The 22,499-nt window shown below is 32.1% G+C and carries 21 protein-coding genes; 15 read left to right on the top strand and 6 right to left on the bottom strand.

Features of this window, described 5'->3' with window-relative positions; translation table 11 throughout:
- The gene (locus tag KEC48_RS02410) at positions 1-1,959 is read left to right on the top strand and encodes a M56 family metallopeptidase (RefSeq protein WP_211964147.1); all 1,959 of its coding nucleotides are present in this window, start codon (positions 1-3) and stop codon (positions 1,957-1,959) included.
- Positions 1,949-2,482, top strand: coding sequence for a hypothetical protein (locus KEC48_RS02415; protein WP_211964149.1), 534 nt, complete (start codon positions 1,949-1,951; stop codon positions 2,480-2,482). The genes KEC48_RS02410 and KEC48_RS02415 overlap by 11 nt, the downstream gene beginning before the upstream one ends.
- Before the next feature lie 24 nt (positions 2,483-2,506).
- Here the strand turns inward: KEC48_RS02415 and groL are convergent, their stop codons facing one another.
- Both groL and KEC48_RS02425 read right to left on the bottom strand, forming a co-directional pair.
- Positions 2,507-4,126: a chaperonin GroEL gene (gene groL, locus KEC48_RS02420; protein WP_087357558.1), complete on the bottom strand. Its 1,620-nt coding sequence runs from the start codon at positions 4,124-4,126 to the stop codon at positions 2,507-2,509.
- Positions 4,127-4,137: 11 nt separating this feature from the next.
- Positions 4,138-4,398 (bottom strand): co-chaperone GroES, encoded by a 261-nt coding sequence (locus tag KEC48_RS02425; RefSeq protein WP_087357557.1) that lies wholly within the window; start codon positions 4,396-4,398, stop codon positions 4,138-4,140.
- 186 nt (positions 4,399-4,584) lie between these two features.
- Here KEC48_RS02425 and KEC48_RS02430 point away from each other — a divergent pair, with 186 nt between their 5' ends.
- Both KEC48_RS02430 and KEC48_RS02435 read left to right on the top strand, forming a co-directional pair.
- Positions 4,585-4,779, top strand: a complete 195-nt coding sequence (locus tag KEC48_RS02430) for a DUF6440 family protein (protein ID WP_087304130.1) — start codon at positions 4,585-4,587, stop codon at positions 4,777-4,779.
- A gap of 9 nt (positions 4,780-4,788) precedes the next feature.
- Complete coding sequence (locus KEC48_RS02435) at positions 4,789-5,157, top strand: VOC family protein (protein WP_087357556.1); 369 nt, start codon at positions 4,789-4,791, stop codon at positions 5,155-5,157.
- Between the two features lie 29 nt (positions 5,158-5,186).
- Here the strand turns inward: KEC48_RS02435 and KEC48_RS02440 are convergent, their stop codons facing one another.
- Positions 5,187-5,855, bottom strand: coding sequence for an MBL fold metallo-hydrolase (locus KEC48_RS02440; protein WP_211964151.1), 669 nt, complete (start codon positions 5,853-5,855; stop codon positions 5,187-5,189).
- A 26-nt stretch (positions 5,856-5,881) separates the two neighbouring features.
- A complete protein-coding gene (locus KEC48_RS02445; protein WP_087357555.1) occupies positions 5,882-6,622 on the bottom strand; it encodes a YebC/PmpR family DNA-binding transcriptional regulator in 741 nt (246 codons plus the stop codon).
- Positions 6,623-6,740: 118 nt separating this feature from the next.
- On the opposite strand from KEC48_RS02445, the gene KEC48_RS02450 reads away from it, so the two are divergent.
- From KEC48_RS02450 to KEC48_RS02490, 9 genes are all read left to right on the top strand, one after another.
- On the top strand, positions 6,741-7,898 hold the full coding sequence (locus KEC48_RS02450; protein WP_211964152.1) for an aminoacetone oxidase family FAD-binding enzyme: 1,158 nt from the start codon (positions 6,741-6,743) through the stop codon (positions 7,896-7,898).
- Complete coding sequence (locus tag KEC48_RS02455; RefSeq protein ID WP_211964154.1) at positions 7,882-9,432, top strand: FAD-dependent protein; 1,551 nt, start codon at positions 7,882-7,884, stop codon at positions 9,430-9,432. Before KEC48_RS02450 ends, KEC48_RS02455 begins: the two co-directional genes overlap by 17 nt.
- 109 nt (positions 9,433-9,541) lie before the next feature.
- Entirely contained in the window at positions 9,542-10,246 is a 705-nt protein-coding gene (locus KEC48_RS02460) for an ABC transporter ATP-binding protein (RefSeq protein ID WP_087245171.1), read from the top strand.
- Positions 10,240-13,293: an ABC transporter permease gene (locus KEC48_RS02465; protein ID WP_211964162.1), complete on the top strand. Its 3,054-nt coding sequence runs from the start codon at positions 10,240-10,242 to the stop codon at positions 13,291-13,293. Before KEC48_RS02460 ends, KEC48_RS02465 begins: the two co-directional genes overlap by 7 nt.
- Positions 13,294-13,460: 167 nt before the next feature.
- Entirely contained in the window at positions 13,461-14,612 is a 1,152-nt protein-coding gene (locus tag KEC48_RS02470; protein ID WP_087357552.1) for an ABC transporter substrate-binding protein, read from the top strand.
- 55 nt (positions 14,613-14,667) lie between these two features.
- Positions 14,668-15,543 (top strand): branched-chain amino acid ABC transporter permease, encoded by an 876-nt coding sequence (locus KEC48_RS02475; RefSeq protein WP_087357551.1) that lies wholly within the window; start codon positions 14,668-14,670, stop codon positions 15,541-15,543.
- A gap of 9 nt (positions 15,544-15,552) precedes the next feature.
- The gene (locus tag KEC48_RS02480) at positions 15,553-16,497 is read left to right on the top strand and encodes a branched-chain amino acid ABC transporter permease (protein WP_087296653.1); all 945 of its coding nucleotides are present in this window, start codon (positions 15,553-15,555) and stop codon (positions 16,495-16,497) included.
- Entirely contained in the window at positions 16,497-17,261 is a 765-nt protein-coding gene (locus KEC48_RS02485) for an ABC transporter ATP-binding protein (protein WP_205088847.1), read from the top strand. The genes KEC48_RS02480 and KEC48_RS02485 overlap by 1 nt, the downstream gene beginning before the upstream one ends.
- Positions 17,262-17,271: 10 nt before the next feature.
- On the top strand, positions 17,272-17,970 hold the full coding sequence (locus tag KEC48_RS02490; RefSeq protein WP_087296651.1) for an ABC transporter ATP-binding protein: 699 nt from the start codon (positions 17,272-17,274) through the stop codon (positions 17,968-17,970).
- A gap of 24 nt (positions 17,971-17,994) precedes the next feature.
- Here the strand turns inward: KEC48_RS02490 and KEC48_RS02495 are convergent, their stop codons facing one another.
- On the bottom strand, positions 17,995-18,501 hold the full coding sequence (locus tag KEC48_RS02495) for a putative ABC transporter permease (protein ID WP_211964164.1): 507 nt from the start codon (positions 18,499-18,501) through the stop codon (positions 17,995-17,997).
- A 238-nt stretch (positions 18,502-18,739) separates the two neighbouring features.
- On the opposite strand from KEC48_RS02495, the gene KEC48_RS02500 reads away from it, so the two are divergent.
- Positions 18,740-20,164, top strand: coding sequence for a C40 family peptidase (locus KEC48_RS02500; protein ID WP_211964166.1), 1,425 nt, complete (start codon positions 18,740-18,742; stop codon positions 20,162-20,164).
- A gap of 50 nt (positions 20,165-20,214) precedes the next feature.
- On the top strand, positions 20,215-21,741 hold the full coding sequence (locus KEC48_RS02505; RefSeq protein WP_211964168.1) for an NAD(P)H-hydrate dehydratase: 1,527 nt from the start codon (positions 20,215-20,217) through the stop codon (positions 21,739-21,741).
- Here KEC48_RS02505 and pgeF read toward each other — a convergent pair.
- Positions 21,719-22,474 carry a peptidoglycan editing factor PgeF gene (pgeF, locus tag KEC48_RS02510; RefSeq protein ID WP_211964170.1) on the bottom strand — a complete coding sequence of 252 codons (756 nt, stop codon included), beginning with the start codon at positions 22,472-22,474 and terminating at the stop codon, positions 21,719-21,721. The genes KEC48_RS02505 and pgeF overlap by 23 nt on opposite strands.
- Positions 22,475-22,499 lie beyond the last annotated feature (25 nt).

Raw genomic sequence — 22,499 nt, forward strand, 5'->3', positions numbered from 1 at the left:
ATGACTAATATTTGGGAATTTTTAATGCAGACAATAGAAATCTCTATTGTTGCTTTGATATTACTGTTATTGAAGAAAATATTTCAAGATAAATTATCACCAAGATGGCAATATGGAGTCTGGAATGTTCTTTTTCTCTCTTTGGTAATACCCGTAGGATTCTTTCCTTTTGCTCTTTTTCCTTCGTTACATGTCTTGCTTGAAGCGGTGAAAACAATCATTGAACAATCACTTCATTCATCTTACATAGATATTTATCTTCCTATTAAAAATATCACATCTTTTCCATTGGTGACTGGTATTCCTCATAGCGTAACAGATTTTCTATTTGTTTTCTATGTTTTAGGTGTTTTATATCATCTGATACGATATATGCATCAATATATCCAATTGAAAAAAATTATCTTTATTTATGGTCAAAAACCAAGTGATGAACTTTTTCAAAAAATTCAACAAATCGAAACAAAATATCATTTTCCATCTTGTCAAGCCCTTGTTTTAGAAGGTATACCTTCAGCTTTTGTGTTTGGTCTATTCAAACCAGTTTTTGTCTTACCAAAACAAGATACATTAAATGAAAAAATTATTTTGCATGAGTTACTACATCTTCAATATAAAGATTCTTTACAATGTGTCATATGGTCTTGTTTGAGATGTATTCACTGGTGTAATCCTTTTCTACAATATGTCTTTGACCAAATTCATAATGATATGGAAAGTCTATGTGATCAAAGAGTATTGGAAAAGCTGGAAGGGGAGCAAAGGAGAGATTATGGAAGAATCTTGTTGAATATGACCAATGAAAAATATCCTTATGCTTTTGGAACAACTTCTCTTTCCAATGGGGCAAAGAATATAAAAAAACGTATTGAAGCTATTGTCAGATTTAAAAAATATCCACAAGGTATGACAGTTGTTTCTTTATGCATATGTCTTTTATTGGCTCCTTTATCAATTGGATATTTCCATTCTTATACTTTAATAGGTAATCCTTATGAGCATGAAAGTTTTTCTTATCAGCTTTCTTTAGCTTCTGCAAGAATGATGGAATATCCAACAATAGCTGGTGCTATTGATACATATGCAAAAGGTATTGTTTCCAATGATGAACAGTTTTTATTATCAGTTTTACCACAACAGGATTATCATGATTTTCGATCTGTACTCAGTCAAAGACCTGATCCTGTTGTATCTAATCTCACTTATTATTTATATGATGTCATACATTTAGAAAAAATCAATGATGATGAATATCATGCAAAATTATGTTTCTATAATAAAAATGAAAACATTGATGAAAAAAATAATCGAGTGATAGCACATTATAACATCATTCCAATACAAATCAAAAAAGAGCGTGGCTGGAAAGTCAGACAAAATGGTCAAGTATTAACAGGGGATGCTACACATCTTAGAACATTTATGAATAGTGAAATTTATGATATTCCGATCTATAAAATTATATCATTGCCTTGTCAAAGTGGTAAAGTGACTGTGATTGTCAGAAACGGTTATCAGGTTTTTGGCAATGATATTATGAATACACCATCTCTCCATGCTTTTGAATTAAGACCACAAGCAAAATTCAATAGTGGTTACCAGTATTTAGAAGTCATATATCAAAATCAGCAATCTTTACATCATCAAGATGAAATAGAATATATATCTATGAATTTAAAAAATCTAAATGATCAAGACGAAGATATTCATTTTGAAAAACATGATAATTTTTCTGATTATGGGCTATATTATCAGTCTTCATCAAATGAAGAAACATTCTTTTTTGCAAAAGTAGAGAATCATACATTGGATAAAGAATATCGTTTTCAACATATATCTTATTATCATGAGTCAGATCGCATTCATTTACCAGAAACTTATGCTTTACAAATAGATATCAATGGAACAACAGAAATGATAAAAATAAACATGGAAGATGGTGAATGGTATGACATCTAAGTTGTATGTTGGTACATTATATCAGATTATATTTGGTTTTATTTTCATTTTTTTTGATATTCGTATTCAGACCATTCACTTTCTTCCTGATTGGATTGGTTATTATCTTTTTTATAAAGCAATTGATGGGATTGGAGAATATGAAGAAAGTGCAAAATTATTAAGACCTTTGATTATAATATTAGGAGTTTACAATGGGATTATATGGATTTTAATGATCATGAATGTTTCTGTAAAGAGTCTTGATGTATTGCAGTTATTCATGAATATTATTTCCATTTATATACAGTTTCAGTTATTGACGAATATTTCAAATATTGCTTTATCACATCATTTTGAAAATGAATCCAAGCGTTTAAACATATTAAGAATAATGAATGTTATTTCTGTAACATTCGTATCGTTTCCTGCTCATTGGGTTTTTATGCAGTATGTTCAAATCATCATCACATTATTTTATATTGTGATTGTCGTATTATTAATCTTGACTTTGATTGCATATGCAAAAAAAGAAAAGACGTAAAAAAAACTGGCATTTGCCAGTTTTTTAATACATTCCTCCAGGTGCCATTGGAGCAGGAGCAGGGTTTTCTTCTTTTATTGGAGCAACACCAGCTTCTGTTGTAATGAATAAAGCAGAAATACTTGCAGCATTCAATAAAGCACTACGAGTTACTTTTGTTGGATCGATGATACCTTTATCAAACATAGATACCCATTCTCCATCTTTTGCATCGAAACCTTGTCCATCTTCAACTTTCATTTGTTGTTCAACAATTTCATCACTGTTGAAACCAGCATTTTCTGCGATTTGTCCCATTGGAGCAAGTAATGCATCTAAGACAACTTTAATACCTTTTTGTTTATCAACGTTTGTATCTTTTAATTGATTCTTAAGGGCAACATAAGCATTCACTAATGTGACACCGCCACCCATAACAATACCTTCACTAACAGCAGCTTTTGTGGCATTTAAAGCATCTTCAATTCTTAATTTCTTTTCTTTTAATTCAGATTCAGTAGCTCCACCAACTTTAATAATTGCTACACCATTACTTAATTTACCTAATCTTTCAGCAAAATTTTTCTTATCATATTCTTGTTTTGCATTATTCATCTGTTCAGTGATTTCTTTCACACGTTGATCGATAGCAGCTTTATCACCAGCACCACCAATCATTGTTGTATGATCTTTTGTAATATGAATCTTTTTAGCAGAACCTAAATCAGTCATTTGCATATCTTTTAAATTCATATTTAAATCTTTACTATAGAATTTAGCATTTGTTAAAATGGCAATATCTTGTAAGATTTCTTTTTGATTATCACCAAAACCAGGAGCTTTTGTAGCTACAACATTAAATGTTCCTCTTAATTTATTAACAACTAATGTTGAAATGACTTCTTGTTCAAAATCATCAGCAATTAATAATAATGGTTTATTAGATTGCATCACTTGTTCTAGAATTGGTAAGATTTCTTGAACAGTATTGATTTTTTGATCTGTTACCATAATGAAAGGATTATCTAAATCAATAGTCATTTTTTCTCTATCTGATACCATATATGGAGAAACATAACCTTTATCATATTGCATACCTTCAGCAACTTCTAATTCAGTATCAAAGCTATTAGATTCATCAACACTGATAACACCATCTCTACCTACTTTTTCCATTGCTTGAGCAATATATTGACCAATTTCTTTATCTCCAGAAGAAATAGTTGCGACACTTTCAATATCATTGCTTGTTTCTACTTTATGAGATTTATCTAAAATATATTTAGCAACTTCCTTACTTGCATAATCAATACCTTCACGCATTAAAACAGGATTTGCACCTTTTTCAACAGCTTTTAAACCATTTTGAATCATACTTTGAGCTAAGATTGTTGCTGTTGTTGTTCCATCACCAGCTACATCATTTGTTTTATTAGCAACTTCATATACTAATTTTGCTCCCATGTTTTCAAAAGCATCTTCTAATTCAATTTCTTTAGCAATAGAAACACCATCATTCGTAATTAAAGGTGAACCATAACCTTTATCCAATACAACATTACGTCCTTTAGGACCAATTGTCACTTTTACAGCATCTGCTAAAGTATTGACACCATTTAACATAGCATCTCTTACATCTTTAGAAAAACGAATTTCTTTACTCATCTTAATTCCTCCTATTCAACAATAGCTAAAATATCTTCTTCTTCTAAAATCATATATTCATCGTCATTATCTTTAAACTTCGTTCCAGAATATTCTTTGAAAATAACTGTCATACCTTCTTTTAAATGATCATCACATTTAGGTCCAACAGCAACAACTGTTGCTTGATTACTAGCTTGTTCCTTTGGACTTGTTAAAATGATTCCACTGGCTGTCTGTGTTTCAGCCTTTTCTTTTTTTAATATCACATAATCATGTAATGGTTTTAACATTTGTATTCCTCCTTATTTAGCACTCATATATCTTGTTTGCTAACAACTATTATTATAGCATGATATATGAACTGAATATGAACTTTTAGCACTATGATTTTAAAAGTGCTAAAATCCTTAAAATATATGAAATAATATTTTTATTTAGACTTCTCTTTTGTTATAATTTAAAAAAAGGAGAAGATTATGGCAAAAAAATATGAGAGATTTATAAAAACTTATAGTTCAGAAAAAATACTTCAAACTTCTGAAATATGGGTTGATAAAGAAACAGGTGTGAATTATCTTTTTCATAGTAATTCCGTTGGTGCAGGACTGACAGTATTAGTTGATAGAGAAGGAAGACCTATTATTACAACGGTATTTCCAGATGAAGAATAGGAGGACGACATGAAAGCTGTATTTAATCATTGTAATATTAATGTTACAAACTTAGAAAAAAGTATCACATTTTATCAAAAAGCATTAGGACTTACTGTTGTCAGAGAAAAGGAAGCATCGGATGGAAGTTTTAAACTTGTTTATCTGACTGATTGTGAAGCCTCTTTTCAATTAGAATTGACATGGCTAAAAGATCATCCACAGGCTTATGAATTAGGTGAAAATGAAAGTCATATTTGTTTTGTTGTTGATGATTATGAAGCATATCATCAATTGCATCAAGACATGGGATGCATATGTTTTGAAAATGAAGCAATGGGACTTTATTTTATTCATGATCCTGATGATTACTGGCTGGAAATTGTACCACAAAAATGAGCAAAGAACCTTTGTGCAAAAGGTTCTTTTTATACGAGAATTTCAAATGTCTGATTTTGATGGATAACAGGCAGGATTTGAGCATGATAGGGATTGTCTAAATGCTCTTGTAATAGAAGTTTTGTTGTTTCATAGTGTCCAAAATAGTGAATTGGTAAAATGTATTTTGTTGGAACATGTCTTAAAAAAGCATTTAAGCCTAATAAATAGTCTTTTTCTTGACGAATATCCACAACAACACAAGCAAGATCAACTGGTTCTTTGATAGAACAGATTTCTTGGAGGTAAGTCTGTTTTTGATATATATTGTCTTGTTCTGGTTCACCTTCCCAATGCCACCAATGAAGATCACCAGCATGATATATTGTCTGATTTTCCACATGGACAAGAAAAGCACATCCTTCATCAGTAGAAAGCAGTGTGGAAATAGATAAATCATCTATTTGATAAGTTTGATGTATATCTACATAATATGCATCATATTTATGACGCAGTGTATTGGATAAAATATAAGTGATTTGAGGATGATGAATTTTAAAAATATGGGGATTATAATGATCATAATGACGATGAGAAACAAAAACATAAAGAGGTTTCTCTTGATTAAGGTGAAGTTCACCTTGATAATAATCAAATAAAAGCAAATGATTGTCTAACTCGATTAAACAACCACTATGATATAAATGTGTAACTTTCATATAAAAAAAGATAACATGCAAACATGTTATTCTTCTTCTCCATCATCATAATTTGAAACATTGTGATAAACTTCATCAACATCATCACAATCATTTAATAATCCCATTAATCTATCAAATAACATCATATCATCACCTTCAAGTTCAACATATTCTTGAGGTGTTGTTGTAATATCATCTACATCAAATTCAATATCTTCTTTAACAGCTTCAATAGCAGTTTTAATTTTATTTAAATCTGTTGGTTCACCAGTGATTTTAATACGTCCATCTTCTAATGTTGTAATGTCTTTAGCATCAACATCTCCCATCACTAATGCTTCTAATACTTCGTCTTCACTCATACCACTTAAAATAACTGTACTTTCAACATTATATAAATAAGCAACAGAACCTTCAGCTCCTAATTTAGATTTTGCTTTTGTAAATGCTGGACGAACTTGTGATATTGTACGATTGATATTATCTGTTAAACATTTCACGATTAATGTAGAATTACCTGGACCAAAACCTTCAAATTGAATAGGTTCATAATTTTCAGTCACACCACTTTTGACTTTATCAATAGCACGTTTAATAACATCAGCAGGAACTTGTTCTTTTTTTGCTTTGTCTACTAAACGTCTTAATGCTAAATTTCCATCTAATTCTGGTCCACCAGCTTTCGCTGTTAAATAAATTTCTTTTCCATATCGTGAATATAATTTTGCTTTTTTGGCAGCTGTTTTTGCCATTGCAACTTTACGCACTTCATGTGCTCTACCCATGATTAAACGCCTCCTTTAAAAATTCCTTTAGTATTATAAACATTTTTTAGTGATTTTTCAATAAAAAATGGTATAATCACTATATTTCATCATGAGAGATTAAAGAAAGGAGTCTGCCGTGAAAAAAATTGTTATTGTTGGAGCAGGAGCATCTGGTGTTTATTTATCACTTTTATTAAAACAACAAATGCCCCAAAATCAAATCATAGTTTTAGAACAAAATAAATCCCCATTAAAAAAATTATTAGCTACAGGAAATGGAAGATGTAATCTATCCAACAAAAAAATGCATTCACAATATTATCAAAGCGATCAACTCAAAATGGTTCAATCAATTATTCAAGATTTTGATATGGTTGAACAAATGCAAAAAATAGGACTCTATTGTGTTTATCAAGGTGATTTGCTTTATCCTAAAAGTGAACAGGCATTGTCTGTGAGAAACGTTTTCATGCAGCGTAGTGAAGAAGCTGGGGTTGTCTTTCAATATGAACAGGAAGTTTTACAAATTCAACGACAAAAGCATCAATATCTCATCAAAACAAATTCTCAAAATATTATCGCTGATGTTATTGTATTGGCGATGGGAAGTGAAGCAGGGAAACTTTCTGGAATGAATACATCACGTTATGAGATTTTAAAACAAATGCATTTAAAAGTAGTTGAACCAGTGCCTTCGCTTGTGCAATTTTATACATCTCCTGTCTTCAAATCTTTAAAAGGTGTAAGAGTTAAAGGAACATTTTCGTTAGTTGAAAATGAAAAATGTATCCATCAGGAAAAAGGAGAATTATTATTTACTGATTATGGTGTTAGTGGAATTGCAGTGATGCAATTATCGTCTTTTTATCAAAAACATCATCATTATCAATTATATATTGATTTTTTTGATGAATTAAGCCACAATCAGTTATGTCAATTATTGTCTAAACAATCTTCTTTATTTTTAGAAGGATTGATGAATCATAAGATTGCCAAAGCATTTCAAAAATATCAGTATCTTTCAATAGACCAGCTTGTATCATTATTGAAGCATTATCCATTAGAAATCAAAGGAATCAGAGAAGCTTCTTATGCCCAAGTTATGAAAGGAGGTCTATCTTTAAAGGAAGTAACAGAAGATTTGGAATTGAAACAATATCCATGTATTTATGCAATGGGAGAAATTTTGAATGTTGCAGGAATGTGTGGGGGTTATAATTTACATTTTGCTTTTGCCAGTGCTTATCGTGTTGCAAAAGCAATAGAAAGGAATGTCTATGTTAAGAATTCATAATTTAAAAGTAAAACTTGGTGAAAAACGTTATGCAAAAATCATTTCTCAAAGTTTAAATGTTCGTGAAAAAGAAATTCAAAATGTTTCGCTTGTCAAACAATCTTTGGATGCCAGAAGACAAAATGTCCATTGGATTTGTAGTTTTGATTTTACTGTTTCCAATGAAGAACAGTTTTTAAAAAGATTTCCTCAGCTTCAAAAAGTACAACCTTATCAATATCAGTATTTACCATCAAATGATCAAAAAGTCATGATTGTCGGTAGTGGTCCAGCCGGACTGTTTTGTGCCTATGTTTTGGCTATGAGTGGTCAAAAGGTCACAGTGATAGAAAGAGGACAGGAAATTGAAAAACGTGAAAAAGCGGTTCAAGATTTGCTTGAACATGGTCTATTACATAGTGAAAGCAATATTGCTTTTGGAGAAGGTGGTGCAGGAACTTTTTCAGACGGGAAATTGACAACAGGTGTAAAAAATAAGCGTATTCGTTATATTTTAGAAACATTTGTAAAGTTTGGAGCACCAGAGGATATTTTATATCTGCATAAGCCACATATTGGAACAGATTATTTACGACAGGTTGTTCAAAATATGCGTAAGTTTTTAGTGTCGAAAGGTGTCACTTTCTTATTTGAAACAAAAATGATTGATTTTCAAAAAACAGAAAGTGGTTATCAGATAACAGTTTTACAAAATTATCAAAAGAAGATTTTGAATAGTGATTTACTTGTTTTAGCCATTGGACATAGTGCCAGAGATACATATGAAATGCTATATCAAAAAGGTATCCCTCTCCAACAAAAGCCTTTTGCTGTAGGAGTTCGTATTGAACAATCGCAACAGAAAATCAATCAGATTCAATACAAGAAAAGTGCCTCATCACCATATTTAAAGGCGGCCAGTTATAAGTTGGCTGTGCAAAGTGGAAAAAGAGGTGTTTATACATTTTGTATGTGTCCCGGTGGTGTTGTTGTACCATCACATCATGAAGAACAGACACTTTGTGTCAATGGGATGAGTTATTATGCCAGAGATGGTCAAAATGCCAATAGTGCCATTCTGGTTACAGTATCAACGGATGATTTTGAAAGTTCCCATCCATTAGCTGGTATTGCCTTTCAAAGAGAACTTGAACATAAGGCTTTTGAATTGGGTGGGAGCAATAACTTTGCACCAGTACAAAGAGTGCAGGATTATTTACATCATGAAGTGAATCCCTTAGGTCAAATTATTCCAACTTATCGTCCGGGTTATCGTGTATGTGATTTGAATGAACTGTTCCCTGATTTTATCAATCAGGCACTGCATGATGGTCTTATTCAAATGAATCAAAAAATGCATGGATTTATAGATGAAGATACAATCATCACAGGTATTGAAGCCAGAAGTAGTGCACCTGTTCGTATTTTAAGAGATGCTTCTTATCAATCATGGGAAGGTTTATATCCAATAGGAGAAGGAGCTGGATATGCTGGAGGAATTATGTCATCAGCTATTGATGGAATCATGTGTGCAGAACAGATTTTAAAAAAATAGGAAGGAATTGTCTTTAATTCCTTTTTATTATGTAAATTTTTGTTATTGTGATGACATTGTTTTTTTTTGGATGAAAATATGTTACACTTATAAAAAGGGTGGTATCAATATGAGTGCTTTAATTGAATTTAAAAATATTGTTAAAAGTTATACGATGGGGGATATAACGATCAATGCCAGTGATGGGGTTAATTTTATTGTGAATAGAGGGGAATTTGTCGTCATTGTTGGGGCTTCTGGAGCTGGAAAGACGACTATTTTAAATTTACTGGGAGGAATGGATTCACCAACCAGTGGTTCTATTCTTGTTGATGGCGAAAATATTGCTTTATATGATGAAAAGAAATTAACAGAATATCGCCGTAATGATATAGGGTTTGTATTTCAGTTTTATAACCTTGTACAAAACTTAACGGCTTTAGAAAATGTCGAATTAGCATCACAGATTTCTCAAAAACCTTTGGATGCCAGAAATGTTTTAGAGCGTGTTGGTTTAGCTGATCGAATGATGAACTTTCCTGCACAATTATCTGGTGGGGAACAACAACGTGTTGCCATAGCAAGAGCGATTGCTAAAAATCCAAAACTTTTGTTATGTGATGAACCAACTGGAGCATTGGATTATCAGACGGGGAAGGCAATTTTATCTTTATTAAGGGAAATGTGTGATACTTATCAGATGACAGTCATTGTGATTACTCATAACTCTGCTTTAGCACCGATGGCAGATCGTGTGATTCATTTAAAAAATGGAAAGGTCAATGGGGTTGAAATCAATGAAAACCCACAACCAATCGAGGAAATTGAATGGTAAAAAGAAAGAAAAAAGCTTATTGGAAAAATCTCAGAAAAACAATTTTAACATCTAAAGCAAGATTTTTTTCCATTTTTGCGATTGTATTTTTAGGTGCGGCTTTTTTTGCAGGGTTAAGAAATACACCGGGAACAATGACTCAATCAATGGATCATTACTTGGACAAACACCATTATGCTGATTTAACATATATGGCATCATTAGGTTTTTCCAAAGATGATATTAGTGAAATTCAAAATATATCAGGTATTGAAGATATTCAATATGGTTATCAATTTGATGCTTTGATTCATCATAATGATTCACTGGCAGGAGTTACTGTTTACGCCAGTGAACAATATGATCAAGATATGCTTAATCAACCTTATCTGGTTGATGGGCGTTATCCTCAAAAAGACAATGAATGTGTCATTGATGAAGAAATGCTGGCAGAAGATTATCAGATTGGTGACGAGATTTCTATTCATAATGATCAAGGTGAAAAGACTTTTAAAATCGTTGGTGTTGTGAATGATGTTCGTTATATTGCTATTACGGATCGTGGAACGAATGCTTTGGGTGATGGAACGAATGCTGGATATATTGAAATTTTAAATGAAAACAATGATTTTTTAGCTATGCCAGAAGATCTTTATGAATTACGTGATGAAGATATTTTATATAATCAGATTTCTGTCTGTGTAAAGGGAGCTAAAGAATATAATGTTTTCAGTGAGGCATATGATGATTATATTGAAGATGTGAATACAAAAATAAAAAGTACTTTATCATTAAAAATGAGTCGCTTGTATGAAGATTTGACAAGTGATGCCAAAACAAAATTAGATGAAGCCCAAAAAGAATATGATGAAGGTTATCAGACATATAGTGATTCTAAAGATTTGTTTGATGAAAAGATATTAGAGGCTAAAATTCAATTAACGAATGCGAAAATCACATTGGCTACAAAAGAAGCTGAATATTTAAAAGCTCAATCAACAGCATCTTCACAAATTCAAGACATGTTAGAAACAATTGAAAGTACGAGTGAGGAGTTAAAAGGGAATTTAGAAAGTTTACAAAAAGAACTTGAGAATTATCAAAATGAAAATACTGAAAATATTTCTCCAGAAGTGCAAAAATCAATAGCTAGTTTAGAAAAAATGGGAGATATTCTTAAAAATGCATCTTCCTCATTAGATGGATTGACGCAATTGAATGAAGCTTCTATTGCGATTGAAAAGGCTAAGCTTGAAATTCAACAACAAGAAAATCAATTGACTTTAGAAGAACTGAAAACAAATAATGAATTAGAAAAAGCTCAAGACAAATTAGATCAGGCAAAATCGCAGTTAGATGAAGCCAGAGATCAAGTGGATCAGATTCCTAAAGGAAGGCTTTATACTTTAACACGTCATGAAAATTCAGGACTTGTGAATTTTGATTCTAATAAGGATTCTATTTCTTCTATTGCAGATATTTTCCCATTAATGTTCTTCCTTGTATCAGCTTTGGTTTCATTAACAACAATGACGAGAATGGTGGAAGAACAAAGAAGTCAAAGTGGAACATTACGTGCTTTAGGTTATTCTAAATGGGATGTCATGAAGCAATATATCATATATGTTATTTTTGCAACCTTTTTTGCCTGTATTTTAGGAATTGTTTCTGGAACACAATTTTTCCCACGTATTATTTATTATTTATATAATTTAATGTTATTTCAAGTGGATGCACCTATTTCGATTTATGCCAGTACATGGGTTTTGCTGGAAACAGTTTTTATATCGGTATTTGTTATTTTGGCAGTCACACTCTTTGTTTGTATGAGTGAATTGAATTTGATGCCAGCGGTCTTAATGCGACCTAAAGCACCAAAAGTTGGAAAACGTATTCTTTTGGAAAGAATTCATTGGTTATGGCGTCGTTTGTCTTTCAATCAGAAAGTAACAATGCGTAATATTTTTAGATATAAGAAACGCTTCTTTATGTCTGTGATTGGGATTGCTGGATGTACAGCTTTAATTATTACCGGCTTTGGTGTTAAATCTTCTGTATCACAGGTTGTTGATAAACAATATCAAGATGTTTTTACATATGATTATCTTGTTCGTTTAGAAGATAGTGTTTCAACCAAAACAGCACAGAATTATCAAAAAGATTTATTGAATCGTAGTGAAGTTGCAAATGTGGAATATGTTTTAAATAAGAGTATTAATATCTTAAAAGATAAAGAAGATTTATATGGTTCATTAATTGTTTATCAATCAATGGATAATATGAAAAACTTTGTTCAGTTTAGAAATTATCAGACATATAAAGATTTAGTTCTTGATGATGAAGGTGTTATTTTAACCGCAAAAGCAGCTGAATTGCTTGGTGTGGAAGATAATGATACAATTGATATTGAACTCAATGAAACAAAGTATAGTGTAAAGGTTTCAGGTATCACAGAAAACTATTTTATGAATTATATTTATATGTCCCAGACTTTATATGAATCATTGACATTACAGGATCTGGAAGTGAATAATGCGTTCTTGATTTTACAGGATGATCGTGCTTCGAGTCAAAAAACCCTGGAAGCTTATATGCAGGACAAAGGTTATGGGAATTTGACCAATGTATCATCAATTGGTGAAGAATTTGATAAACAGGTTCAAAGTGTGAATCTGGTTGTTGTTATTTTGATTGTCTGTGCAGGAGCTTTAAATTTCATTGTCCTTTATAACTTGACAAATATTAATATTCAAGAACGTAAAAGTGAGATTGCAACGATTAAAGTTTTAGGTTTTAGACGTAAAGAAGTTTATGACTATATCTTTAGAGAAAATGTTCTTTTATCAGTGATTGGTTCTTTACTGGGAATGATTTTTGGTTATTTCCTTCACAAGTTTATTATTTTGACGGTGGAATTGGATATGACAATGTTTGTTAGACAATTAAATATCAGTAGTTATATATATGCTATTATTATGACTTTAGGTTTTACTTATTTTATTAATTTCACAATGCGACATGTTTTAAATAAGGTTGATATGGTGGAATCTTTAAAGAGTATTGAATAGGGAGTGGAATCATCCACTCCTTGTTTTATAAAATAATATATTTTTTATCAAATAAATAAATATTTTTATGATTTTTAGAATATTTAAAAAAATAATGATATTTTTTATTGACTTGTATCAAATGATAAGTATAATAATGAATATATTTAAAAAAAGGGGAGAGATATATGAATATAAAAAAAGTTATGTCTTTAATGGCTGTGTCAAGTATGTTGGTTGCTTGTGGTGGAGGAACTGGTGGTTCTTCGGCTACAGAATTAAAAGATGGGGATACAATTAAAATTGGATTTGTTGGTCCATTAACTGGAGAAACATCAACTTATGGAATTCCAGTTAAAAATACTATTGAACTTGCCATAGAAGATTATAATAATTCTGATGATGCAAAATATAAAGTAGAATTACTAGCTGAAGATTCTCAAGGTAAGGAAACAGATGCTGTAAATGCTTATAAAAAATTAGTTGGTGAAAAGGTTGTTGGAATTGTTGGTCCGGTTATTACGGCTGAAGGTTTAGCTTTAGGAGAGGCATCTAAAGCTGATGGAACACCAATTGTTTCACCAAGTACTTCTGGTGATAGTATTACTTTAAATAATGATGGAAGTACAAGAAGCAATTATTTTAGAACATGCTCTAATGACTCAATGGGTGGTCAGACAATTGCGACAGCTATTGGTGATGGTCGTATTAATGTTAAGAAGGTTGCTATTTTAACAAATAGTGGTAGTGATTATAGTCAGGGATGTACAGATTCATTTGTTGCTCAGGCAAATAAAGATGGTACACAAATTGTATTACAAGAAAAATATCCAAAGGATACAAAAGATTTTGGAAGCTATATTACAAAAGTAAAACAATCAGGTGCAGATGCTGTTTATATTCCAGATTATTATGAAATGATTGCAACTATGGTTGGTCAATTTAAAAATGCTGGTTACAACGGTACATTCTTAGGAACTGATGGTTGGGACGGCGTTTTATCAGTTAAAGATGTTGATAAATCTATTTTCAATGGAGCTTATTATACAAATACATTCGATGACCGTGTAGAAGATGTACAAAATTATGTAGCTAAATATAAAGAAAAATATAACAGTGATACAAACATGTTTGGAACAATGGCTTATGATGCAACTTGGGTATTATTAAAAGCCGTTGAAGCTGCTGGAACAACTGATTATGCTAAAATTTGTGAACAGTTAGAAAAGACAAATTATGATGGTATTACAGGTCATTTTGAATTTGATGATCAACATAATCCAACAAAAGAATTGGTTGTTAAAACTATTAAAAATGGTGAATATAGTTATTTAGATTAGAAGAAAAATAAAGGAGATTTTTCTCCTTTATTTTTTTAAGTCAGGAGGTTTACAAATGGAATTTTTAACGCAAATCATCAATGGATTAAGTACAGGTGGAATGTATGCACTTGTTGCCATTGGTTATACAATGGTATATGGGATTGCTAAAATGATCAATTTTGCTCATGGTGAAATTATTATGGTTGGTGCATATCTGGCTTATGTGATGACAACTATGGTGCAGACACCTATTATTGTCAGTGTTTTAGTAGCAATTGCTGGATGTGCTTTATTAGGTGTTGTGACAGAAAAAGTGGCTTATAAGCCCCTTAGAAATAGTGGGAGTTTAGCTGTTTTAATTACTGCTATTGGTGTCAGTTATCTGTTACAGAACTTATTTTTGATTTTATTTGGCTCTGCTGCCAGAACTTTTCCTCAATATATGCCTAGTGGTACAGTATCTTTTTTTGGAGCTCATATTACGTATGTCGCTTTGCTTTCACTTATCTTAACTTTTATTTGTACTGGATCATTGCTTTTGTTTATAAACAAAACAAAATTGGGAAAAGCAATGCGTGCTGTCAGTGAAGATCGAGGAGCTGCAGAATTAATGGGAATCAATGTGAATACAACCATTTCTCTAACATTCGCCATTGGTTCTGGTTTAGGAGCTATTGCAGGTATTATTTATGGTATGAGTTATTCTTTGATTAATCCATATTTAGGTGCCATGTTAGGTATCAAAGCTTTTATAGCAGCTGTTCTTGGTGGAATTGGAAGCATTCCAGGAGCAATGGTAGGTGGATTGATTATTGGTGTTGCTGAAGCATTTACAATTTCATATATTTCATCTGCTTTTTCAGATGCAGTTGTTTTTGGTATTTTAATCTTTATTTTATTAGTTAAACCAGCAGGATTGTTTGGTCAGAATATGAGAGAGAAAGTGTAGGTGATAGGGATGAAAAAGAAACAAATAAAAGATTTGATTATATCCTTTATCATGGCGCTGATTATTTATGGAATCATTATGTTTTTAATGAGTGCTGGAATTGTTGACTATTATTGGTCAGGAATTCTCATTATGGCTTGTATCAATGTTATTTTAGCAACAAGCTTGAATTTAGCGAGTGGTTATTTAGGACAGTTAACTTTAGGACATGCTGGATTTATGTCCGTAGGAGCTTATACATCTGCTTTATGTAGTTTATATCTTCATTTCCCATTTTTATTAAGCTTATTGATTGGTGCTATTGCTGCTTGCCTGATTGGCGTTGTTATTGGTATACCAACATTAAGATTAAAAGGTGATTATCTTTGTATCATTACTTTAGCATTTAATGAAATCATACGTGTTATTATGCTTAATTTAAGTATTACAAATGGTGCCAAAGGATTGATGGGATTTCAAGCAATGAATATTGATTTTTCTGTCTATTTTTTAAGTGCTGTGATTACAATCTATGTCATTTACTGTATTGTTAAATCACGTCATGGGCGTGCCATTATTTCTATTTGTGAAGATGAAACAGCCAGTGAGTTGTCTGGTATTCCTACATCATATTATAAGATCTTAGCTTTTGCTATTTCAGCTTTCTTTGCAGGGATTGCAGGAGGATTATATGCTCAATATATGGGAATGCTGGTTCCTTCTACATTTGATTATAATAAATCAGTAGAAATTTTAGTTATGGTTGTATTAGGTGGATTAGGAAATTTAAAAGGTTCTATTATAGCAGCTATTATCATGACGATATTGCCAGAGTATTTAAGAGCATTTGCAGATTATCGTATGTTACTTTATGCAATTGTTTTAATTGCTGCAATGATTATCAAAGAAAAAAATTTAGTGCCTCGTATTAAAGCTAAATTTTTTAAGAATAAGACAGTGGAGGTGGATGACTGATGAGTTTGTTAAAAGCAGAGGGATTAGGAATCCAATTTGGTGGTTTAAAAGCTGTTGATGAGTTTAATTTTGAAATGGATAAAGACCAATTATATGGTTTGATTGGACCAAATGGAGCTGGAAAAACAACTGTATTTAATTTGTTGACAGGTGTTTATAAACCAACGAGTGGACAAATACTTTTTGATGGGAAGTCACTTTTAAAGATGACACCTACGCAAATCACACAATTAGGGATTGCAAGAACATTTCAAAATATTCGATTGTTCAAAAAGATGAGTGTTATTGATAATGTTAAGGTTGGATTGCATCATTCTCAAAATTATTCATTATTATCATCTATTCTTCATCTTCCAAGTTATTTTAAAGGTGAAGAGGCTATACAGGAAATGGCAATGAGCTTACTTCGTGTTTTTGATCTAGAAAAGTATGCTAATGTCAAGGCTGGAAATTTACCATATGGAAAACAACGTAAACTCGAAATAGCAAGAGCACTTGCAACGGCACCTAAACTTCTTTTATTAGATGAACCTGCAGCTGGGATGAATCCTATTGAAACAGAAGAATTAATGGAAACGATAAAGATTGTAAGAGAAAAATTTTCTATTGCGATTTTATTGATTGAACATGATATGAAACTTGTTATGGGGATCTGTGAAAAAATTGCAGTCTTAAATTTTGGTACAGTCTTAGCGTTTGGAACTCCAGATGAAATTAAAAATAATCCTGATGTGGTTGCAGCATATTTAGGAAATGAAGAATAGGGGGATGACCATGTTAAAAGTTGATCATTTAAATGTTTATTATGGTGTGATTCATGCTATTAAAAATGTAAGTTTTGAAGTGAATCAAGGTGAGATTGTGGCTTTGATTGGAGCTAATGGGGCTGGAAAGACATCTATCATGCATGCTATTAGTGGATTGGTAAAACCTAAAAGTGGTACGATATCTTTTATGGGGGATGAGATTACAAAACTTCCTGCACATAAAATTATTGCCAAAAATTTAGCTCAAGTTCCTGAGGGTAGACGTATTTTTGCTCAATTAACGGTTCAAGATAATTTGGAAATGGGTGCTTATTTACGTACGGATAATAAAATAGGACAAGATTTAGAAAAGGTTTATCAAAGATTTCCACGTTTAAAGGAACGTAGAAATCAATTGGCTGGTACATTATCAGGTGGAGAACAGCAGATGTTAGCAATGGGGCGTGCATTAATGTCAAAGCCAACGCTATTATTGTTAGATGAACCATCAATGGGGTTATCACCTATTTTGGTTAATGAAATTTTTGACATTATTAAAAGTATTAATAAAGATGGAGTAACGGTGTTATTAGTTGAACAAAATGCAAATAAAGCACTTTCAATTGCTGATCGTGCTTATGTCCTTGAAACTGGAAATGTGATTGTGTCAGGGAAAGCCAATGAAGTGGCAAATAATCCAAAGGTAAGAGAAGCTTATCTTGGTTAAAGAAGATTGGAATGATCTTCTTTTTTAATGAATTTTAATACCCTTTTTTTGAGAGGGAAAAAGGCGTTCACCATAGGCTTTTAAAATAAAAGAAATATATATCAGACTGCAAAGATAACAGGCATCATGTGATAGGGATAATGAAGTGATGAAAGGATGTATATGATAAAGAAATACACCACTTAAAACACACCATAATAAAAAGTATGATAAACATATCCTTCCTTGATAATGCAAGTGATGATGTGAATAATCCCAACAACGTGTATGAAAACATTTTTCGATATAATAACTGCTTACAAGTTCTAAAAGTGTCATCAAGATACCACCTATAAGACAAGTAAAAACAACGGGTAAAGTTATCAAAACAGGCTGACAAAGAATGAGGATACAGGCACCAAAACCATATAAGGGAATATATGGACCTTTCAATAATCCAGAGGAACACCATTTTTTTTGAAATAATGAAACATAAAATGACTCAAGCCAGTATCCTAAAAAACAATAAATTGAAAAATAGACAATAATCATAACATTCTCCTTTTTGTATTTTATTGTATGAAAAAAATGTCAAAATATGATTAAATATGGATAGATATGTTCATAATTTGTATGACAATAACTATAAATTCAAAAAAAGTTAATTTAAAAAATACTGATTATATCAATATAATTTTAATTTCTTAAGAATTTCTTAAGAAAGTTGTGGACTTTTTGTGAACGTTGTTTTATAATTCTAATTGGGTATATTATTGAAAGGAGGCAACGAATGGATAGTAATATTAAGACGAATTTATTAGAAATGATGCAAGAACATGTTTTAAAACGTAAAGCCATGTTCATTCCGATGTTATGTATTTCAACATTTGGTTTGGTTGGTTATGCAGCTGTTGATAAAGAAAAACCAGTAATCGAAGCTAATAAGATTGAAGTTCTTTATGGAACAAAGCTGGATAAGACGATGTTCGCTATTTCTGATAATCGTGATTCCCTAGACGCTATGGATGTAAAGATTGATGATACATCATATGATGCATATCAATTAGGTATATATAACGTCGAAGTAACTGCAACCGATATGTTCTCAAATTTAAGTACAAAGGTTGTTCAAGTAGAAGTTGTTGATAAAACAGCTCCTGAATTGAAGCCAGTAGGTGGAAGTCAAGGTTATGTTATTAATGTGGAAGCGAATGGAAGTAAAGATGTGGCACAATATGTCAATGCTTCAGACAATGTTGATGGTGATGTCACACCATTCATTGAAACAAATAAGAAACTTGATACTTCAAAATTAGGATCACAAATGATTGAATTGAGTGTTTCTGATAATGCCGGAAATACAACACAACAAACATTTGAATTCTATGTTTCAGATACAACTGCACCTACGATTAGTTACAAGAAGGGATCTACAGTTACAGTAGACTATGGTTCTCAGTTTGACTATTCAGATTATGTCAAAGTTTCAGATAACTTTGATAAGACTGTTAAATCTATTGATGTAGATGGAACAGTAAATACGAAAAAGGATGGTAAAACAACTTTAAAAATTACTGCTAAAGATTCTTCTGGAAATATGAGTGAAAAATCATTAACAGTAAATGTTGGTGACTTAAGTGCACCGAAGATTAGTTTATCTAAATCTTCAGTTCAAATTACCAAAGGTAAGAGCTTTAGTGCTAAAAAATATCTAGAGAGTGCAACTGACAACAAAGATGGAAATCTGACTTCTAAAGTCAAAATCAGTAGTTCTGTTAACACGAAAAAAGCTGGTAAGTATACAGTCACATACAGTGTATCAGATAAAGCTGGAAATTCTACTTCTAAATCTTTGAAAGTCACAGTTGTCAATCCAGATGATATTGCTCCTAATCAAGGAATGGTAGCTACTGCAAAATCACGATTAGGATGCCCATACAAATGGGGTGCGACTGGACCAAGTTCATTCGACTGTTCAGGATTTACTCAATGGGTATATCGCAAGAACGGTAAGAGTATCCCACGTACATCTGGTGCACAAAAGAGTGGAGGAAGAACAATTTCTCTATCTAAAGTAAAACCAGGTGATATTGTTTGGCGTCCAGGTCACGTAGGAATCTACGTAGGTGGTGGTAGAGTTATTCACTCTCCACATAGTGGAGCTGTTGTCAGCTACACAAGTCTAAGTGGATTTACTTGTGGTGTAAGATATTAATGATCAAAAACTGTAATGAATGATTTCATTACAGTTTTTATTTTGGTATAATGAAAGAAATTGAGGTGATAGAAATGTATATTGGAAGTCAGGCTTTGATGAAAAGATATGATGCCTGTTTATTAGAACAGGGATATACTATTGAAGAACTGGTGGATAAAGCAAGTAATTGTTTATATAAGCATATGTCAGGACGTTCTTTTGCAATTGTCTGTGGACCAGGCAATAATGGGGCGGATGGTTTATCTCTTGCTATCAAGCTCTTTCAACAAAAAAAAGAAGTTCATGTTTTTATCTTTGATAATGGCGAACATCTTTCTCAGGCTAATTTATATTATCTACAACAATGTTATGATTTATCTATCCCTGTTTCTTTATTTCAACAGGATAATTTAGATGAACTGATCAAATGTATGGACTCATATGAAACCATTGTGGATGCAATTTTTGGGTTTGGTTTAAACAGTTGTCCAAGAGGGATTTATCAAAGTGTCATTGAAGGAATGAATCAGTTGTATGATCATGAAGTGATTGCTGTGGATATTCCAACAGGGTTACAATGTAATACAGGGAAGCCTTATCAAAGTGTTGTTTATGCAACGAAGACAATAACTTTGAGTGCGATAAAAAATGGTTTTTTGAATCCCGATAGTCGCTTTTTTACGGGAGAAGTCATTGTTGAAATGCTTGATGCAAGAGATGTTGGAGAGGCAGCTGGTTTGTATCAAATGGGCAATGCAAAGATGATCATTCCATTGTTGAAAGAAAGAGTCTTTGATGGTTATAAAGGAACATATGGATATACTTGTCTGATTACAGGATGTCAGGAATATAAAGGTGCGGCTTTACTAAGTGCTAAAAGTTGTGTCTATAGTGGAAGTGGGATTACGACTGTTATGAGCGATGAAAGTGTCATTAATGTTTTGACACAGTTTTGTCCAGAGGCAACAGCTGTTTTAAGACCACCTGTTTTACAAAAAGATGATTTTGTGAAATATGATGCTTTATTGATTGGATGTGGCTTAGGACAAAGCTTAGATAGCTATCGTTATGTTATTGACTTATTGGAAAAAACACATCAGCCACTGGTTATTGATGGGGATGCTTTAACAATTTTATCGGCTCATGTTGATTTATTAAAAAATCAAAAGCGTGATATTATCTTAACGCCCCATTTAGGGGAATTTCAGCGTTTATGTCCTTTTCAAGAAGACGATGATATGCTGGAAATAGCACAAAATTTTGCGAAAACATATCATGTGACATTGGTTTTAAAAGGACCATATACAATGGTCACAAACGGATATGAATCATATCGTGTTATGGCAGGTCATAAAGCTATGGCAACAGGGGGTATGGGAGATGTTTTAGCAGGTATCATTACAAGTTTTTTAGGACAAGGTTATCAAGCCATACAGGCAGCTTTATTAGGTGTTTTCATACATGGGTATACTGGTGAGCAATTAGCCAAAAAAGCTTATACAGTGCTGCCATCACGCCTCGTTGAACACTTACCAGAAGTGATGGATGAGATGATAAAAAGTAACCCGAAGGTTACTTTAGAGAAATCAGTGTAATATGACGATGAGGACTTTTATCTCGACGATAGGAGAAAAAGAGGTCCTCATTTTCTATTGTACAATAAGGAGAAACTGTAATATGACTTTTTGGAACGTGTAATTCTAATAATTGTTGTTGAATTAATCCTTTACTATCTAAAAGATAAGCTCCATCTTCTTTTTGAATATAAAAGCGACTTGTATCAAAAGACATTTTCTTGACTAAATCAATAATATCATCTTTGGCTTCAAAATGACGTTGTTCAATGGAAGGACCAATATAAGCATAAATATGTTGTGGCTGACATCCTTCATTTTCAATTAAATGCTGTGTTACTTTTTTAACGATTTCACCTACTGTTCCTTTCCATCCTGAATGAATGGCAGCCACAATTTTTTGATCTCGACAATACAATAAAACAGGACAACAATCAGCATGAAAAGTCCATAACCATAAATGACGATCTCTTGTATACATCGCATCATAACCAATCAAAGCATCATCACGACTCCACATTCCTCTACCACCATCACTATGATGGACTTCAATAAAACGTGTAGTGTGTTGTTGTAAAGTGGCGACCATTTGAGAAAGATCGCTATGAAGTGTTTTGGCTAAGCGTTGACGATTTTCTAAAACTTGCTGATCATCAATGCCATTAAAACTCATGTTCATGATGCGTCCATGATCTTCACGACAAGTTGTATAAGCTTCTATTTCATTAAAACAATTCCATTCTATTAATTTCATAATGACTCCTTTCAAAAGCCCTGCC

It is taken from the genome of Clostridium sp. C1, from assembly GCF_018223625.1.
GTDB lineage: Bacteria > Bacillota_I > Bacilli_A > Erysipelotrichales > Coprobacillaceae > Allocoprobacillus.

What these genes read in the sequence shown, in the direction of transcription:
- KEC48_RS02410 (WP_211964147.1), top strand. Translation starts at nt 1, where the DNA reads ATGACTAATATTTGGGAATTTTTAATGCAGACAATAGAAATCTCTATT.
- KEC48_RS02415 (WP_211964149.1), top strand. Translation starts at nt 1,949, where the DNA reads ATGACATCTAAGTTGTATGTTGGTACATTATATCAGATTATATTTGGT.
- groL (WP_087357558.1), bottom strand. Translation starts at nt 4,126, where the DNA reads ATGAGTAAAGAAATTCGTTTTTCTAAAGATGTAAGAGATGCTATGTTA.
- KEC48_RS02425 (WP_087357557.1), bottom strand. Translation starts at nt 4,398, where the DNA reads ATGTTAAAACCATTACATGATTATGTGATATTAAAAAAAGAAAAGGCT.
- KEC48_RS02430 (WP_087304130.1), top strand. Translation starts at nt 4,585, where the DNA reads ATGGCAAAAAAATATGAGAGATTTATAAAAACTTATAGTTCAGAAAAA.
- KEC48_RS02435 (WP_087357556.1), top strand. Translation starts at nt 4,789, where the DNA reads ATGAAAGCTGTATTTAATCATTGTAATATTAATGTTACAAACTTAGAA.
- KEC48_RS02440 (WP_211964151.1), bottom strand. Translation starts at nt 5,855, where the DNA reads ATGAAAGTTACACATTTATATCATAGTGGTTGTTTAATCGAGTTAGAC.
- KEC48_RS02445 (WP_087357555.1), bottom strand. Translation starts at nt 6,622, where the DNA reads ATGGGTAGAGCACATGAAGTGCGTAAAGTTGCAATGGCAAAAACAGCT.
- KEC48_RS02455 (WP_211964154.1), top strand. Translation starts at nt 7,882, where the DNA reads ATGTTAAGAATTCATAATTTAAAAGTAAAACTTGGTGAAAAACGTTAT.
- KEC48_RS02460 (WP_087245171.1), top strand. Translation starts at nt 9,542, where the DNA reads ATGAGTGCTTTAATTGAATTTAAAAATATTGTTAAAAGTTATACGATG.
- KEC48_RS02465 (WP_211964162.1), top strand. Translation starts at nt 10,240, where the DNA reads ATGGTAAAAAGAAAGAAAAAAGCTTATTGGAAAAATCTCAGAAAAACA.
- KEC48_RS02470 (WP_087357552.1), top strand. Translation starts at nt 13,461, where the DNA reads ATGAATATAAAAAAAGTTATGTCTTTAATGGCTGTGTCAAGTATGTTG.
- KEC48_RS02475 (WP_087357551.1), top strand. Translation starts at nt 14,668, where the DNA reads ATGGAATTTTTAACGCAAATCATCAATGGATTAAGTACAGGTGGAATG.
- KEC48_RS02480 (WP_087296653.1), top strand. Translation starts at nt 15,553, where the DNA reads ATGAAAAAGAAACAAATAAAAGATTTGATTATATCCTTTATCATGGCG.
- KEC48_RS02485 (WP_205088847.1), top strand. Translation starts at nt 16,497, where the DNA reads ATGAGTTTGTTAAAAGCAGAGGGATTAGGAATCCAATTTGGTGGTTTA.
- KEC48_RS02490 (WP_087296651.1), top strand. Translation starts at nt 17,272, where the DNA reads ATGTTAAAAGTTGATCATTTAAATGTTTATTATGGTGTGATTCATGCT.
- KEC48_RS02495 (WP_211964164.1), bottom strand. Translation starts at nt 18,501, where the DNA reads ATGATTATTGTCTATTTTTCAATTTATTGTTTTTTAGGATACTGGCTT.
- KEC48_RS02500 (WP_211964166.1), top strand. Translation starts at nt 18,740, where the DNA reads ATGGATAGTAATATTAAGACGAATTTATTAGAAATGATGCAAGAACAT.
- KEC48_RS02505 (WP_211964168.1), top strand. Translation starts at nt 20,215, where the DNA reads ATGAAAGAAATTGAGGTGATAGAAATGTATATTGGAAGTCAGGCTTTG.
- pgeF (WP_211964170.1), bottom strand. Translation starts at nt 22,474, where the DNA reads ATGAAATTAATAGAATGGAATTGTTTTAATGAAATAGAAGCTTATACA.